General features: G+C 53.2%; 12 protein-coding genes. 5 read left to right on the top strand and 7 right to left on the bottom strand.

What is annotated here, in order from left to right; translation table 11 throughout:
- The 4 genes from tnpA to H567_RS0117445 form a co-directional block, all read right to left on the bottom strand.
- Window positions 1–220, bottom strand: a 220-nt coding sequence (gene tnpA / locus H567_RS28000; protein WP_028322371.1) for an IS200/IS605 family transposase, incomplete at its 3' end; no start/stop codon positions are given.
- Between the two features lie 519 nt (window positions 221–739).
- Entirely contained in the window at window positions 740–1,447 is a 708-nt protein-coding gene (locus H567_RS27995; protein WP_492211720.1) for a VWA domain-containing protein, read from the bottom strand.
- Window positions 1,448–1,503: 56 nt separating this feature from the next.
- Window positions 1,504–2,718, bottom strand: coding sequence for a magnesium chelatase ATPase subunit I (locus tag H567_RS25745; protein WP_084517496.1), 1,215 nt, complete (start codon window positions 2,716–2,718; stop codon window positions 1,504–1,506).
- A gap of 47 nt (window positions 2,719–2,765) precedes the next feature.
- The gene (locus H567_RS0117445; protein WP_028322370.1) at window positions 2,766–4,718 is read right to left on the bottom strand and encodes an acetoacetate--CoA ligase; all 1,953 of its coding nucleotides are present in this window, start codon (window positions 4,716–4,718) and stop codon (window positions 2,766–2,768) included.
- A 502-nt stretch (window positions 4,719–5,220) separates the two neighbouring features.
- Here H567_RS0117445 and H567_RS0117440 point away from each other — a divergent pair.
- The 3 genes from H567_RS0117440 (at window position 5,221) to H567_RS0117430 (ending at window position 9,274) form a co-directional block, all read left to right on the top strand.
- Window positions 5,221–5,469, top strand: coding sequence for a hypothetical protein (locus H567_RS0117440; RefSeq protein ID WP_028322369.1), 249 nt, complete (start codon window positions 5,221–5,223; stop codon window positions 5,467–5,469).
- Window positions 5,466–5,672: a hypothetical protein gene (locus tag H567_RS0117435; RefSeq protein WP_028322368.1), complete on the top strand. Its 207-nt coding sequence runs from the start codon at window positions 5,466–5,468 to the stop codon at window positions 5,670–5,672. Before H567_RS0117440 ends, H567_RS0117435 begins: the two co-directional genes overlap by 4 nt.
- 416 nt (window positions 5,673–6,088) lie before the next feature.
- Complete coding sequence (locus tag H567_RS0117430) at window positions 6,089–9,274, top strand: hypothetical protein (RefSeq protein WP_153306246.1); 3,186 nt, start codon at window positions 6,089–6,091, stop codon at window positions 9,272–9,274.
- Between the two features lie 238 nt (window positions 9,275–9,512).
- Here the strand turns inward: H567_RS0117430 and recQ are convergent, their stop codons facing one another.
- Window positions 9,513–11,939 (bottom strand): DNA helicase RecQ, encoded by a 2,427-nt coding sequence (gene recQ, locus H567_RS25740; RefSeq protein WP_084517494.1) that lies wholly within the window; start codon window positions 11,937–11,939, stop codon window positions 9,513–9,515.
- Window positions 11,940–12,049: 110 nt separating this feature from the next.
- Window positions 12,050–12,943 (bottom strand): YbaY family lipoprotein, encoded by an 894-nt coding sequence (locus tag H567_RS0117415; RefSeq protein ID WP_035254961.1) that lies wholly within the window; start codon window positions 12,941–12,943, stop codon window positions 12,050–12,052.
- 363 nt (window positions 12,944–13,306) lie between these two features.
- Between H567_RS0117415 and H567_RS30315 the strand changes: the two genes are divergently transcribed.
- Both H567_RS30315 and H567_RS0117400 read left to right on the top strand, forming a co-directional pair.
- Window positions 13,307–13,672: a DUF6922 domain-containing protein gene (locus H567_RS30315; RefSeq protein WP_435051123.1), complete on the top strand. Its 366-nt coding sequence runs from the start codon at window positions 13,307–13,309 to the stop codon at window positions 13,670–13,672.
- On the top strand, window positions 13,603–14,247 hold the full coding sequence (locus H567_RS0117400; RefSeq protein WP_153306245.1) for a nucleotidyl transferase AbiEii/AbiGii toxin family protein: 645 nt from the start codon (window positions 13,603–13,605) through the stop codon (window positions 14,245–14,247). Before H567_RS30315 ends, H567_RS0117400 begins: the two co-directional genes overlap by 70 nt.
- Window positions 14,248–14,326: 79 nt before the next feature.
- Here the strand turns inward: H567_RS0117400 and H567_RS0117395 are convergent, their stop codons facing one another.
- On the bottom strand, window positions 14,327–15,133 hold the full coding sequence (locus H567_RS0117395; protein ID WP_028322363.1) for a penicillin-binding transpeptidase domain-containing protein: 807 nt from the start codon (window positions 15,131–15,133) through the stop codon (window positions 14,327–14,329).
- Window positions 15,134–15,151 lie beyond the last annotated feature (18 nt).

Below are 15,151 nucleotides of genomic sequence, written 5' to 3'. Positions count from 1 at the left end.
CAGCATATTTTGGCGGAATTGATATCAGCATGTGGACATGGTCGCCTCGCAGATGTCCTTCATGGATTTTGCTCTCTTTGTGCGATGCCAATTCACGCAGCACATCTCCCAAATATTTCCGTAACTCACCGTAAAGAATCTTTTTTCGGTACTTCGGAATCCAAACCAGGTGATACTTGCAATCCCATGCCGTATGGTTTAAGCTTTGAACGTTGTTCATCGAAAGCCTCCTTGAAAGTGATCTTTGACCGGTTCACAATCTTGGAGGCTTTCGTATATTCCCGGAATTGTCAAACTTTGCGTGTCTCCCCGGCAAAGCCGGGGGTTTACTCGTATTAATTATACCTAGTGATAAAAGCCATGCCTTGGGTAAATTTCGCAAATCAGTTAGCGTTTAAAGGTGCATTATTACCCAGCAGGCAAAAAAACCCATTCAATATCGCCACCCCCTTTCATTGCAGAATCGCTATAGCCCTCCCTAATATCACTGTATATAAAAAAAGATTTGTATAACTCGTTAATAAAATTGCATGTGAATATAATTAGATGCCAATCTCAAAATGGTCTTTTCACCCATCTTCGCGTCACTTTTTACATTTGGTTGTGCGGCGATTTGCAGATCGCCTTTGCACAACCGCTTGATTCCCTAGATTTTGGCAAAGAAACCTCATTTCCGGAATGGTCACTGGCTTTACCAGAAAGTCATTTCTGTATATACAAAAACTAACCATGAGAAAAGCTACCCTTCGTAATTGTATATTGAAAGTGACAGCCATGCTTCGCGTTTTAATAGATTGCGTATTGTCGCATAACTTGTATTAGATACACCCATATCATCATCCAAATCAGTATCGACAAAAATCAGAAAAACCTTTTCCCATGATAGTTTTTTAAGAATTAATTTTATTTCATCAAAAACAGGTCTTTTATTGCTGGTCGGAATATTTGCTTTACCATCAGACAATAACATGATGATGGGAATTACTCCTTTACACTTCCTTTTTTCATTTACTAAAAGGTGAAGAGCTTCGATTAAACCAGAAGCCAAAGGCGTACCACCACCAGAAGGCAGACCCTCTATGTATCTTTCCGCCTGTTTTGAATATGCTCTTGAACAAATTGGCATTAATTGCTCTGCTCGATGGTTTCTAAAAGTTATTAAGCCGATCTTATCGCGCTTAAGGTAGCCTTCCCTAATAAAAGATAGAGCAGCACCTTTTAATCGCTCCATTTTCTCTTGACTAATCGATCCACTTGAATCAATAACTAAAACAGTCGCAAAAGGAAGCATCTTCTTTCTTGCTTTTTCCCTTATGTCTTCCATTTTAATGATAAGTGTATCAGCGTTTTCGCCACCTTCTCTTTCCTTTTGGTACGGGGTCGCGGCACGTATCGTCGCAATAAAATCTAAATTTTGTAATTTAATTGAAGGTAGCTTACTCCCGATATGACGGACACCGTTATCTGCAAATGCTTTTCCTCTAGCTCCTGTTCTAGCACGGACTACTTTTTTTTTTGCTTGAGCTTATCCCATGGTTTTGCAGCATATAAGGCGCCCACCTTAAATATTTCACCTTCATTTACAACTGGAATATCACTTATTTCATTCTCGCTTTTCTGTATCTCTGGTTTTCTTTTGAGAACTGAACTTTTTTCAATCGCAGATAACCCCAAGACCTGTTCCACATCCGCCATTTTCTTGTTCAACAAAGCTTCATCCAATAGAGGTTCTTCAAATGGCTTGACCTGCATCCTGTGTGGTAAAACAAGATCAGCCGCTTCCTTAATGTCATCCATAATCACTTCTAAGCGTCCGTTATAAGTTGCAATCGTTCGTGATGCTCTTACTAAATTGACTTCTGCGCGGTGAGTTTTTATGTCTAACGAGGAAGCCAGGTAGGCACAAAATTCAATTAGTTTTTCGTCAATCTTGACTAATGCGATTTTATTTCTTGCTGTTACCATACTTGTTAAAATTTGATGCTGCTGCGTTTCATACATTTTTTTACACTCATCAGCTTTTGTTTCGAACATATTTACCAATAGTGCTATCTGGAATCGCTGATCGCGGTCTGTAAGGCTTTTGACTTCAACATATAAGCCAAATCTATCTAAAAGTTGTGGCCGTAACTCACCTTCTTCCGGGTTCATTGATGCTATTAAAATAAATTTAGCAGGGTGATAAAGAGATAAGCCTTCCCGCTCTATAACATTGACGCCCATCGCCGCTGAATCCAACAATGTGTCCGCTATTGTGTCATCCAAAAGGTTAACTTCGTCCACGTAGAGTATGCCCCTGTTGGCATTGGCTAAAATTCCGGGTTGAAGAGCCTTGATACCCTCTCTCAAAGCCTTTTCAATGTCTATTGATCCTAATAATCTGTCTTCAGTCACTCCTAATGGGAGATTTACAACTCGAATTTTTCGCTTTTCAGCAGCTAATTTCTCTCCCTGCAATTGTTTTTGACGGCAGATTAAGCACAAATTTTCCTCATCAAATGGATCGCAACTATAGGGGCAATCCCTGACTACAGAAATTTCTGGCAGCAGATGCGCGAGGGCCCTGACAGCAGTTGACTTGCCCGTACCCTTCTCACCACGAAGCAATACCCCTCCAAGCTGTGGATTAATGATATTTAGAATGAGAGCTTTTTTCATTCTTTCTTGATTGACTAGCGCAGCAAATGGAATGATATTTCTAAATTTTATATCTATCATATGGGATATCCGGTTCCTTTCGGTATATACACTGCAGCAATTGCAATTTAAATCTGAAGCTCTGGGATATCTTTATAATAGTCTAATACATTTGGGTTCGCTAAAGCGTCTTTATTCAACACGGGTTTTTTTTGAATAATATTCCTAACTGCGAGTTCAACCTTTTTCATGTTTAACGTATACGGTACACCTTTTACTGCAATAATTTTTGCTGGTACATGCCGGGGTGATGCGTTTTTTCTTATAAGACTTACAATTTCGTTTTTTATTGCATCTGTTAACGGCGTGTTTTCCTTCATTACAACAAAAAGAATGACTCTGACATCTCCTTTCCAATCCTGTCCGACGACAACGCTGTCCACTATCTCTTCTATCGTTTCCATCTGTCGATATATTTCGGCCGTGCCGATTCTAACTCCTCCAGGGTTAAGCGTTGCATCAGAACGGCCATAAATTATGACCCCCCCGGTATCAGTTATCTCAATGAAATCACCATGGCGCCACACGTTTGGAAAGACGTCAAAATATGCTGCATGGTATTTCTTCCCGTCTGGGTCATCCCAGAAATAGATCGGCATCGAGGGAAAAGGTGCCGTGCACACAAGCTCGCCTTTCTGATTGTGGACAGGGAGTCCCTTCTCATCGAATGCTTCAACCTTCATTGCAAGGTTCCTGCATTGGAGCTCGCCCCTGTATACTGGACCAATAGGATTTCCTCCGGCAAAGCAGCCATTCAGATCCGATCCTCCTGAAATCGACGCCAGCTGAACGTCTTGTTTTATATCCCGATAGACAAAATCAAACTGTTCAGGTGAAAGCGGTGATCCGGTTGAGAGAACTGAGCGCAAGGGCAATAGATCATACTCTTTACCGGGCCTGACCCCTGCACCCTCGAGGGCTGAGAGGTATCCTGCGCTCGTACCGAATATGCTAATCTTTTCGTCCTGGGCCATTTCCCAGAGCGCTCCTGGATGTGGATGGAATGGGTTCCCATCATAGAGCACAAGGGTGGCTCCCACCGCTAATGAAGTTGTCAGCCAGTTCCACATCATCCATCCACATGTCGTAAAGTAGAAAATAGTATCATTTCGCTTTAAATCTGCATGGAGCTTCAGTTCCTTTATATGATTGATTAATATACCTGCTGCACTTTGTACCATGCATTTCGGAAGGCCTGTTGTGCCAGAAGAGTACATTATATATAATGGGTGTTCTGCTGGGAGCTGCTCAAACTTAATTGTAATTCCACTCTCCTTCGATATAAAATCATCATAAGATATGGCATTTGGGATTTGGTCGATCCCGCTCAGGTTACCTGTATAATTAACGACAATGACTTTCTCAATGGATGGGATGTCTTTAACAATATTTGCTGTACGCTCTAGCGAATCGAATTTTTTCCCTTTGAAATAGTACCCGTCACCTACTATAAGTACCTTCGGTTTGATTTGCCCAAATCTATCCAGAACCCCTTTAATGCCGAAATCGGGAGAACAAGAAGACCAAATGGCACCTGCACTCACGGCTGCTAACATGCCTATAATTGCTTCCGGCATATTAGGGACAAATCCTGTAACGCGATCCCCTGCTTTTACGCCCATATCTCTGAGAGATTTGGCCAATCGCGCGACATTATCGTACAGTTCTGAATAGGTCATCTGGGATCGTTTTTCTGACTCGCCTCTAAATATCAATGCAATTTCATCATCTCTATATCGCAAAAGATTTTCAGCGAAATTTAGTTCAGCCCCGTTAAACCAGTGTGCTCCTGGCATTTTGCTTATATCATCCACTACGCTATCATATCCCTTAGACGCTTTTATTTCCGCGTAATCCCACATGAAAGACCAAAACTCTGATATATTTTTTATTGACCACTGATAGAGGTCATCGTAGGATTGAAAATTTCTGTTATATTTTGCATTGATTAACTGAATGAATTGAAAGATGTTGGAATTTTGTTTTCGTACTTCACTTGGAGTCCAGATTGCTTGTTCAATTGCCATATTTACCTCCTAGTTGCGATATAATACCCACCAAGTATTACTTTTGTTTTCGGTATTTAAACGAAATGCCATCTGTAAACTCCATGACTGTTCTATAGGTTTTGTCAATCGATTATGAAAAGTGACTTTTAACCGGGTCTTTTTGTCGTTCACAATCAACGAAATTATGGCATTTTATTTAAATTGTCTTGTTTTGCTCACACTCAGCAAAACTTGGGATTGAGTTCCATCATTTATAAGCAATTTTGTTGCCGTTCTTGCTCAACTAGTTCTGCTGTTTTTGATAGGTGGGTTTTACTGCTTGTATGTAGCTGATTTTGCATTTGATTTTTAATCGAATTTTTCTGTTGTCGGGGGTGGCTGGCTTGCATTTGCAAATGATGTAGGAAGGAATAGTGGCCACTTTCAGCCATGCATGGGATCCAAAAGTGGCTCATATTGAATTAGCAGATTAATAACAATTGGTTATGATATGGCTGAAAATGGCCAAGACTAGATGAAGGCCGTTCGCGGCCAACTGCACGAGGCCGATGCAGGCATGGAATCTTGGATTCCGAAGCTTTTGCAAAACGAAGAACGCCGCCAACTGTTCATCCAACACGCGCCGCTGGCCCCGGTCGTGGTTGACCGCGACATGCACTATCTCGCTCTCAAGCAACGCTGGCTGAACGACTACGGTCTGGTCGGACGCGACATTTTCTGTCATGGCTATTGGGAAATCTTTCCGGAGATCGGCGCCCGGTGAGAGGCATCGCCGAAGCCGTCCGGAAGGCGGCAAAGAGGCAGACCGGCGCTTACGGGACGACTCATGAATTGCGCTGCAGCGATGACTGCTTTTACATGGATGAAGATGCGATCCGTCCGTTGTGGAAGAGCCGGCGGTTCCGGCTGCAGCCATGCATCAGCGGCTACCAGTTCATCGATAAAGTTATACACCCTGTGCTATAATAAGTTACGATTTGCAATATCATAGAACCTCGCATCGAATCTGATATCCGGCAGGATCGTCTGTTATCTCCGTTTTTGGTGACAAAAATTAAGAATAGCGCTGAATCTATGTCAAAAAACCTGTGTTTTCGGATTCGAAGAGCTTCTTCTTCCAAAAAGGCCAAAGAAAGAATATTGAAAAACGTCCCTCACCTATGGTACAGCATTTGAGTCAACGCTAGCCATCGTGTCTTCATGAAACAGTCCATGTATGCTAGGTGCACCCCCGGCCCGGGCGCCCATCCGAGCATCGGCAGCAAAACGGCCGGAGTATCCCTCAAAGTGGTACAAGCGAGACTTTAGCAGGGCGGCGGACGGGCGCAGGGCCCGCTGCAGGCACAGTGAAGTGCGGATCTTCAATACAGGGAGGGCATGGGATGAAGGTATGTTTACACCGTATGTTCGTAGTTTCAGCGCTTCTGGCCGCTGCGCTCTTGCTGTGGGGGTCTGGAGCATGGGCGAGTTTGCCGGGGCGCGCCGTCTACGTCAACGGGAAAGTCCACCGGATATGGCTCGGAGGCAATATCATGCATGTTGCCGGCCAGCCGAGAGATCCCGCTGCCGGCGACTGGGTCTTCGTGCGCGCCGAAAGCCCGCATGACAGCGGCTGGTGCGTTTCCTACAAGTACATGAACGCGAGCGGCCTCGCCATCTTCGACAACAAGATCTTCTATTCCTACACCTCCCACTCCAGCTGCCAGGGCACGGCCATGTACGCCTATGTCTGCTACTTCGACCTCACCAGAAACGCCTGGGGCACCTTGAAACGGCTGGGGTCGGTGCGCACCGACCTCGACTCGGAAGGGGCCGGTGCCGGGGCCGCCATCACCGTCTTCAACAACATGCTCTATGTCTTCACCGACTCGGGGACCTACACGAGCGGGGACGGGGTCAACTGGACCGGTTATGCGTCCCTGAAGCCGGGCGGGGCTTACCAGCCGCTGGATGCCGTCACATACTACCCGCCCGACTCGGATCCCAGGATCCTGATTGTCTACGGCTCCCCCGACCTCGTCTATGGGCCGGCCAACTACTACACGAAGATCTCCGCAGCCAGCTGGAACGGCCAGATCGGTAGCGGCTCCGACTTTCCGAGTACGCTTGCCGTCCCATACAACAGCTGGGCGTATGGCCCCGCCTCCCTGCAGGTCGGCACCCTGGGCGCCCTCGGGGGGTTTGCCGCCGGGGCGAAAACGCCTGCGATCCAGCTTTTCATAAAAACCACCACGAGCAGCGGGCCTGCACGGATCCGCCGTGCCGAGTTCACTTACAGCACCGCCGCCCCGAAGGGGAGCTGGCGGCTGGACTCCTATACCTTCTCGGGCGGGGACAGCCTGAGTGAAGTCTGGACCTATCCCTGGTACACGGTAGCCTGCGATGCGGCTCACCTCTCCACCCAGGCGAGACAGCAGACCCTCGTGGTACACTACCGCACGGATTCTGGGGACAGGGCCTTCGCCGGCATCTCCGACTTCATGGTTCCCATCAACCAGGCTACGCCGTCGAAGAGCTGCGGGGATTGGGGCGGGACGAGTACGGACACCGGCCTGCCGGAGAACGAGGAGGATGCGGCCACCCTGAGAAATTACTGGTCCCTGTATGGCATCATTCTCGGTTCGCCCCCCTTTGCGCCCAACGATCCGATACCCAGCGAGGTTGCAGGCCTCTCCAACGTGGAATATGGGCAGTCGCAGGGCACGAAGGTCGAACACACCCAGTCGTGGGAAAAGACCAGCATGTTCTCCGCCGGGCTGGAGGTCCACGCGGGATTGCTGCACGTGTTCGAGGTGGAAGACAAGGCGGACATCAGTTACACGCACGGGCTCGAGAACGAGGAGTCGAGCAGTTCATCCATCACCACCGGATTCGGTCAGACCCTGGGCACCGAGGGCCAGAGCGCCGAGGATCTCGAGGAACTCGGGCGCGTGGGCTGGGCGATCTTCGGAGTGCCCAAGGTGATGGTGCAGGACTTCAGTCTCCACGCCTATGACTACAACTACCTGACCGGGGCGGGTACAGCCCTGAACCAGAACGTCCATGTCATCGAGGTCCAACCCACATCCATCAATGTCAAACCCGTCGCATTCGACCTGGAAGAGCCGGGCGGGCCCGATGACGATGTCCCCGGGCTGCTCTCCGGGATCGAACCCTTTCCCAGGTCCACCGACCTGGAGGGCTGGTACCGGCGGGGCTGGGAGTCCTTGCAGATGCCCTGGGAGGTGCTTTTCGGCGATGGATCGTTGGGTGAGCCTTCCATCAATCCCCTGAATTTCACGACCGGCGCCACCCCCTACTCCTATATCAGTGAGGAGACGGAGGAAACCAAGTCCGAGGGAGAGACCTCGACGGTCGAGATGAGCAATGAGACCCAGGTCAGCGTCGGGACGAAACTCAAAGGGTTCAAGGTGGACTTGAAGGTGGGGTACGAGTCGAGCTTCATGACCCGGGTCACGAACACGACGAGCTTCGGCAAGGAACTCTCGTTCCACATCGGCATGAAATCCTGCTCCGACCCGGAGGGCGTGAAAAACCTCAGCGTCCAGCCCTATTACCTGACGGCTACGGATGAGACAGCCCCCTGGATCCCGACGGCCTACGCGGACCAGCGGCCCTGGTGCGTCACCTGGAGCGTGACCGGCGGCGAGTACAACAACGGGACCAAGATCGGCCAAAGCCCGCCTGCAGCTTGGGCGGAAGGGGTCGTTTCGGAAAGCTGGCTGGACGATGTCCTGGTCAGGCTGCCAGGCCAGAGTTCGTATTCCCTCGAGGGCGGCCGGTTGGGATGGCTCACCTCGGACGGCTGGCTGGAGCGAATTCCCATGAACGCGTTCACGTTCAACCCCCGCAAGGGCGTCACGGTGGAGTTGAACGGCTATGTATGGTCTTCGCGGGAAGCCTATGGGCGATGGACACGTTGCAGAGGCGTCTGGACCTTCACAACGGATCCGTCGGTCAAACGCGACAAGGTGACCTTGAAGCTCGATTTCTTCAGGAAGCTCTGGGATTTCGAGATCCAGCGAGCCGACCTCTCCAGTGTCATCACCCCCCTTTCGGGCGACCTCCAGGTCATCCTGACCGTAAACGACAAATACAGCCTGAGCAGCCACCTGCGGCACCACGTCATGACGGACTGGGTCTGGCAAGGCGTGCCGCATGATATCGGTGGGGCCAAACTCACATCTTATGAGGGATGGTACGACAGCGCTTCGGAAAAGGGGTCTGTGTCACTGCAGGGCCTTTTGCCCGAAACCATCGGCGCCTTCGGCGATATGAGCCTCGAGGTGAACGGTCAACCGGTTCGGGCGCCCTTCCTCGATCTGCCCTACCTCCAGGAGGCGCTGGAGAGCGGACGGACCATCGTCTACGAAAAAGACGGCCTCTATGTGGAAGTGGACTTCGCCGCCAAGACATGGTTCGCCACCATCGAGCGGGAGGCCTTCCACCCCAGGCACAGGCCGATCCGCGGCAACGCCCAGATCAAGGTTCTGGTGGGAGGCGTCCCCTGGGGTCGCTTCAACGTCCCGGTCGCCAATTACACCTCCCAGCTTTGGCTCAGCGACTGACGGGGACGTTTTTTTACACGCTTGCAATGGCCCCTTCGGGGGCCATTGCTTTGTGTTCTTTCGGCGGGCAGACGCCCATAAATCTTCGGCTCGTGAAATTTTTTAGCGTGCGAGGATGAATAGGACTTTCGATCTTCGCCAAGTCATGGTTTGCGCAATCCCCCATCTGCGCCCCGCAAGCGATGAGCATCGAGGCCGCCCCCTCTTCTGTCTTGAACACGGTAAACCCAACCGTCACTTAAACCAAGCCGATCTTTTTCAGCCTCGACCGAATGGCGCCCGGCTTCCGGGCGTGCGCCTCGGCCATGGCCTGGATGCCGGTGCCGGAGGCATACTCCCGGCGCAGCCGTTCGTCCTCCTCGGGGTTCCATTTCTCGTAGGCGTTGGGGTGCCCCCTGCGGATCGCCTCGATCGAACTCTCCGCCTCGGCCTCCGCTTCCGCGCTCAGGACCTCTTCGGCAATCCGCAGGGCATACCGGCAGAGATCGCTGTCCCCGGAGTAAAACCGCTTCACCGCGTTCAAATCACCGAGGCTCCGGATCTTCTTCCGGACATAGTCCACCACCTCCGGCGGCGGCTGGGATTCCGGACCTGTTGAATCGCGCCCCTTCTCCACGACCGCTGTGCCCTCATACGTCCCCATGGTCATGTGGGCCTTGAAGGCCCAAACCGTCGGCGGCGAAACCCCCACCTGCTCGGCTATCTCCTTTGAATCGAGCTTTCCTTCTCTCAGGAGATCGACAATCCGGCTCTTTCGCTCCTCTGCCTCCGTCCCGTCCTCCGCCTTTGGGTCGATCGTGCGCCCCGCCTCATGCTCCCCTCTCCGGCCGGCACCCTCTCCCCCGAGGTGCTCCCGAATCACATCCAGAAAGGCTCCACCGAACCGCTCCGCCTTTTTCTCCCCCACGCCGCTGATCTCGCGCAATGCCGTCTCGTTCACCGGCTTCTGCTTCGCCATCTCCCGCAAGGTGGCATTCGAAAAGATGAAAAAAGGCGGAAGCTTCATGCTCTTTGCGGTTCGCATTCTGAGGCCCTGCAGCTTCTCATAGAGTGAGCGCGCCCCGGCATCTTGCAGGGACGCATCGATGCGCGCACGCTTTGAGACCCGGGACGAGGTCTTCGAGGCTGGGCTGCGCTCCTGCCTCCGAAGATCCCGCCTGAAACGGATCTTGACTTCTCCCTTGAGCACCCCCCAGCTCTTCTCGCTCAGCCTGAGGCCGGGGTGCTCCCCCCTGTCTGGGATCAGGTAACCCGCAGCCAGGAGCTGCCTGAAAATGGAGCGCCATTCCTTTTCGGAAAACTCCTTGCCCACCCCGAAGGTTTTGAGCCGGTCATGACCGAGTCTCTTCACCTTGTCGCTCAAACTCCCCTTCAGGACATCCGTCAAATGGACCACCCCGAAGCGCTGGCCCGTCCGGTAGACGCAGGAAAGGGCCATCTGGGCGGGCACCGTCCCGTCCCATGTCTCCGCGACATCGATGCAGTTGTCGCAGGTGGAACAGTCCTCCGGATAGCCCTCGCCGAAATACCTGAGCAAAAACCTGCGGCGGCACTCCGCTGTTTCGCAATAGGTGAGAAGGGTCTCGAGTTTTTTCCTCTGGATCGCCTTGAATGCCTCATCGCCTTCCGAGTTCTCGAGCAGCCTTCGCCTAGCGACCACGTCCCCAAGCGAGTAAAGCATCCATGCGTCCGCCGGCTCGCCATCCCGTCCCGCGCGCCCCGTCTCCTGATAGTAGGCCTCCATGCTGGCCGGCGGATCGAGGTGGGCCACGAACCGCACGTCCGGTTTGTCGATACCCATGCCGAAAGCGACCGTACCCACGATCACGATGCCCTCCTCCTTCCGGAAGCGCTCGAGGTGTCTACGACGCACCTCCCCTTCGAGTCCCGCGTGATAAGGCAGGGCGTTCACACCCTCCTCCTGGAGCCACGCGGCCGTCTCCTCGGCTCTGCGCCGAGTCCGGACATACACCAACCCCGCATCCCCGGCATGCTCCTTTTTCAAAAAGGCGAGCAGCTGGCTGCGGGGCTCTTCTTTGAGCTGGACCCGGTAGAGAATGTTCGGACGGTCGAAGCTCGAAATGAAGGACTGGGCATCCCCGAGTTGAAGCTTTTCGAAAATGTCCTTGCGCGTGATCTCGTCCGCGGTGGCCGTCAGGGCCATACGGGGCACCCCGGGAAATGCGCCCGTCACCTCCGCTATCCGCAGGTAATCCGGCCTGAAGTCATGCCCCCACTGGGAGACGCAGTGCGCCTCGTCAATGGCGAAAAGGGCGATGGGCATTTCGGCCAGGAACGCCCGGAACCCTTCGAGCAGGAATCGCTCCGGCGCAACGTATAGGATGTCCGCTTCCCCCCGCCGGATGCGCAGCTGGGCGCGGGAGGCCTGTTCATCCGAAAGCGTCGAGTTCAGGCACTCCGCCCTGATCCCGATCTGCAGCATCGCCTCGACCTGATCTTGCATGAGTGCGATCAGCGGCGAAACGACGATGCCCACGCCCTCCCGCAGAACGGACGGGATCTGATAGCAGAGGGATTTGCCGCTGCCGGTCGGCATCAATACGAAAGCATCCTTTCCACCCATCACGGTTTCGATGATTTCCAGCTGGTGCTCACGGAACTCGCCGTAGCCGTAATACCTTTTGAGAATATCGTACGGGGTCATACAAACGCTCTGAAAAGAAAGAGTTGCAAGGACACAGAATTTTCTCGTTCGGCGCGAGGTCCGCCCCCGCACCTATTCGATGGGACCGATTTCGCAAAGGACTGGTCGTCTCACTTCAGCGCCACCGCCTCGAACCCTGCAATCACAGCGCCTGTCGCATCCAGAAGCTCGAGGTGGCTGCCGCGTATGCGGTAGCGTTCCACGCGCTCAAGCGCCTCAAGGAATTGCATCTCCTGGTCCATGCCATCGGGGCAGGACATCATGGTCGTCGCCATCCGGCTGAAACGCAGACCGTCACCCTCGAGTTCGAAGCCGCCGGCCATGCGGTTGCAGCCGGCGCTGCCGGCGACACGCAGGGCATCGGCGGCAAACACCAGGTGCGCTTCGCGCCGCTTTTCGGCCGCAGCCACGGGGTTGCCGTCGAGGCGCACGAGCTTCCAATACGTCCCACGAAGCGGGCTTTCCGCCAGCGAACTCCCGCAGCTCTCGCCGGCACGGGGCAGCTCCCCCTCGTTGGAGCCGGGCAATACGCCGATGCCCTCACCCATCGACCCCTGCACCGGTCCACCGTGAACAAATACCAGCAGCATGCTCAGGGGCGCGTTGCGGCCTTCCAACACCGGGTATATTTGATCGGTGGTGAACAGCAGCCGACCCTGCTGCTTGACGCTTGCGCGGGCGGTATAGCGGTGCCCCGATCGTAGGGCATCATCGTCGTAGACGATCTCAAAATGAAAAGGCGGCTGCCCGGCTGGGTCCAGCTTGCTGCGGCCGAGCACCACGGCCGGCGTATCCGCTCTCGAAACGTCCTGCAACTCGACCTCGAACACCGCATCGGGCGGCAGCGCGATGCGCTCCCGGAAGGTCGCAGTGCCCTCCAGGGTGCCGGCCCACGCGGAGCTGCAAAACAGCGCCGCCGACAAGATCAGCGCGCAGGCGGCCAATCCCCGCCAGAATGAACGAAGCATACCTCGCAGCTGGACTGCACTTGTGTGGCTGCTCATCTTCCTTCTCCTTTTGCAGATGCGCTACGTCCCATGACACTGGCCAAGGGTAATGAAAGATACGCTCAAAATACTCGAAAAAGAAATGATAATCAGGGGCGCCTCTTTTTTGCAGCTTGCGGCAGGTCGAACCGCTTCGAAAAGTCTACTGGGTCTGCCGCAGCCATGTCTCGAAAGCTGCCACCGCAAGGGGCCTGAGAGCCGCGGCCGTCTTGCCGCCTTTTGTATAACATCCGTGACACTCGACCTTCAGAACCCTTTTCACCATTTATCTTGTCCCTAAAGGCCTTATCGTCTATACTTTCACGGTTCAGAGGACATTTCAGCGCCCACCCGCGCTCTGACACGCAGCAGGAATTCACAATGGATAAAAGCTGTCCGCAATCTGATTCGGTGAGCCGGAAAGGACCTGCCTCAGAGCAGTTGCCAAACGAAATCCGAATCTTTTTCTGGGATGTGGATCCTGAAAAACTTTCCGTAGTGGAATCCGCCCACTTTATCATCAGCCGGCTCATGGAACACGGAGACGAAAACGCCCTCCGGTTCCTCCTAAAGCATTACGACCGTAACGAATTGGTCCGGGTTTTGCGGAATAGTCGATCTATCTCCAAGCGCTCGCGTATCTTCTGGAGCCTTTTTTTTGGGATCACTAAGGAATCATGTACCCCACGACGATATCCGACGGTCTATACAGATTGCTCAAACGCCTCGATCGATCCCTGGAATTAAGGAGCGGATATTTAGGGGGCGGGACGGCCCTTGCACTCCAATTGGGACACCGAAGGTCAGATGACCTGGATTTTTTTTCCCCGGAACTCTTTAGTCCAACGGCGGTCCTCACGGATCTGGAGAAGTTGGGACTCGCCGTCACGGTTCTCAACCAGACCCCTCGACACACGGAACTGCTCGTTCAGCGATTCAAGGTCGATTTATTGACCGAAACGATCCCCTTGAAACGGTTGGTCCGACCCATCCTTCCGGAGATCAGGAATCTGAAGATGGCCGATGCTGCTGACATCGGCCGCATGAAACTCCTGACGGTTGCAAGCAGGGGCTGCAAAAAAGATTTTCTGGACATCTTCTGCCTCACTCGACACAGGATTTCTCTCAAGGCGCTGATCGATGAATTCATCTCAGAGGGGCAAGGCGTCAGGTTCAGTAAACTGCTGTTCCTGAAAGGGCTTGTGGATTTTGAAGCAGCGGATCTTGAACCCGATCCTGTCATGCTCTGGAATCTTGACTGGAATGCCGTAAAAGAAGACCTCATATCGGAGGTCAAGCAAATCGCCCATGAGATCTGCTGAGTTCCAGATCCAAATATAGGCGGGGCACCGCAAACCGGCGTAGTCTTACGGGTGGGAGCCGCCTGTCAAGGTCGAACGTCTAGAGCAGCCCCTTTTCCTTCAGGACCGTCTCGACGATGGCACGGGCTTCTTTCCCCATGGTGTTCTCCCCCTTTACGGTGCAGGCGAAGCTGTGTGTGCCGCTCTCGCTAACGACATAACCTACGAACCATCCCAGGACGAAAATCCCGCGGCCGTCCGTCCCGGACCCGGTCTTTCCGTAGAGGGTGCCACGTTCGGTCCTGGTGGTGAACATGAGCTCCTTCATAACCGACAACGATCCCTGGGAAAAAGGCAACCGGCCCGTAACGAGTTCTCTGATCAGGTCCGCCTGTTCCGCCGGCGAAATCAGGAGCGTCTTGCGGCCTTTCGCCGGTAGCCAGAAGACATCGATACCCGCCGAGATGTCCCGATCACCATAACCGATCTTATCGATCCACAATTCCATGCGCTCCGAGCCGATCCGGCGGGCGAGGTCCTGGAACGCGGGCACGCACGAAGCCTGGAAGGCCTCCTTCAGCGTCAGATCGTGATTCCACGCCGGAAACGACCTCTCCACGCCATCCCACAGATAGAAGGCTTGATCGGGGGAAGAGAGGATGCCGGACTCGAGGCCGATAAGGGTGTTCCAGATCTTGAATGTCGAACAGGGCGGCAGCCGCTCCGCAGCGTTGCGCGGACGAAACGTCCAGACGTCGCCCGATGCACAATCGACCAGGACAAAAGACCCTTCGCGGCCAAGAAAGGCCGCGCTGACCATGGATTCAGGGAGCGGTGGCGTGCGGCAGGAGGCCAGGAATACAGCCGCAAGCGCCAAGCCGATGAACTGAACGATCCTTTGTTTCATGCTTTTTTCCTCTGCAGG

This window comes from Desulfatiglans anilini DSM 4660 (assembly GCF_000422285.1).
In the GTDB taxonomy this organism is placed as follows: Bacteria; Desulfobacterota; DSM-4660; order Desulfatiglandales; family Desulfatiglandaceae; genus Desulfatiglans; species Desulfatiglans anilini.
The sequence above is the reverse complement of the archived record's forward strand: the minus strand, read 5'-3'. Positions and strand labels throughout refer to the sequence as shown.

Excerpts from the sequence above, each read along its gene's own strand:
- H567_RS25745 (WP_084517496.1), bottom strand. The coding sequence starts at position 2,718 with ATGATAGATATAAAATTTAGAAATATCATTCCATTTGCTGCGCTAGTC.
- H567_RS0117440 (WP_028322369.1), top strand. The coding sequence starts at position 5,221 with ATGAAGGCCGTTCGCGGCCAACTGCACGAGGCCGATGCAGGCATGGAA.
- H567_RS0117430 (WP_153306246.1), top strand. The coding sequence starts at position 6,089 with ATGAAGGTATGTTTACACCGTATGTTCGTAGTTTCAGCGCTTCTGGCC.
- recQ (WP_084517494.1), bottom strand. The coding sequence starts at position 11,939 with ATGACCCCGTACGATATTCTCAAAAGGTATTACGGCTACGGCGAGTTC.
- H567_RS0117415 (WP_035254961.1), bottom strand. The coding sequence starts at position 12,943 with ATGAGCAGCCACACAAGTGCAGTCCAGCTGCGAGGTATGCTTCGTTCA.
- H567_RS30315 (WP_435051123.1), top strand. The coding sequence starts at position 13,307 with ATGGATAAAAGCTGTCCGCAATCTGATTCGGTGAGCCGGAAAGGACCT.
- H567_RS0117400 (WP_153306245.1), top strand. The coding sequence starts at position 13,603 with ATGTACCCCACGACGATATCCGACGGTCTATACAGATTGCTCAAACGC.
- H567_RS0117395 (WP_028322363.1), bottom strand. The coding sequence starts at position 15,133 with ATGAAACAAAGGATCGTTCAGTTCATCGGCTTGGCGCTTGCGGCTGTA.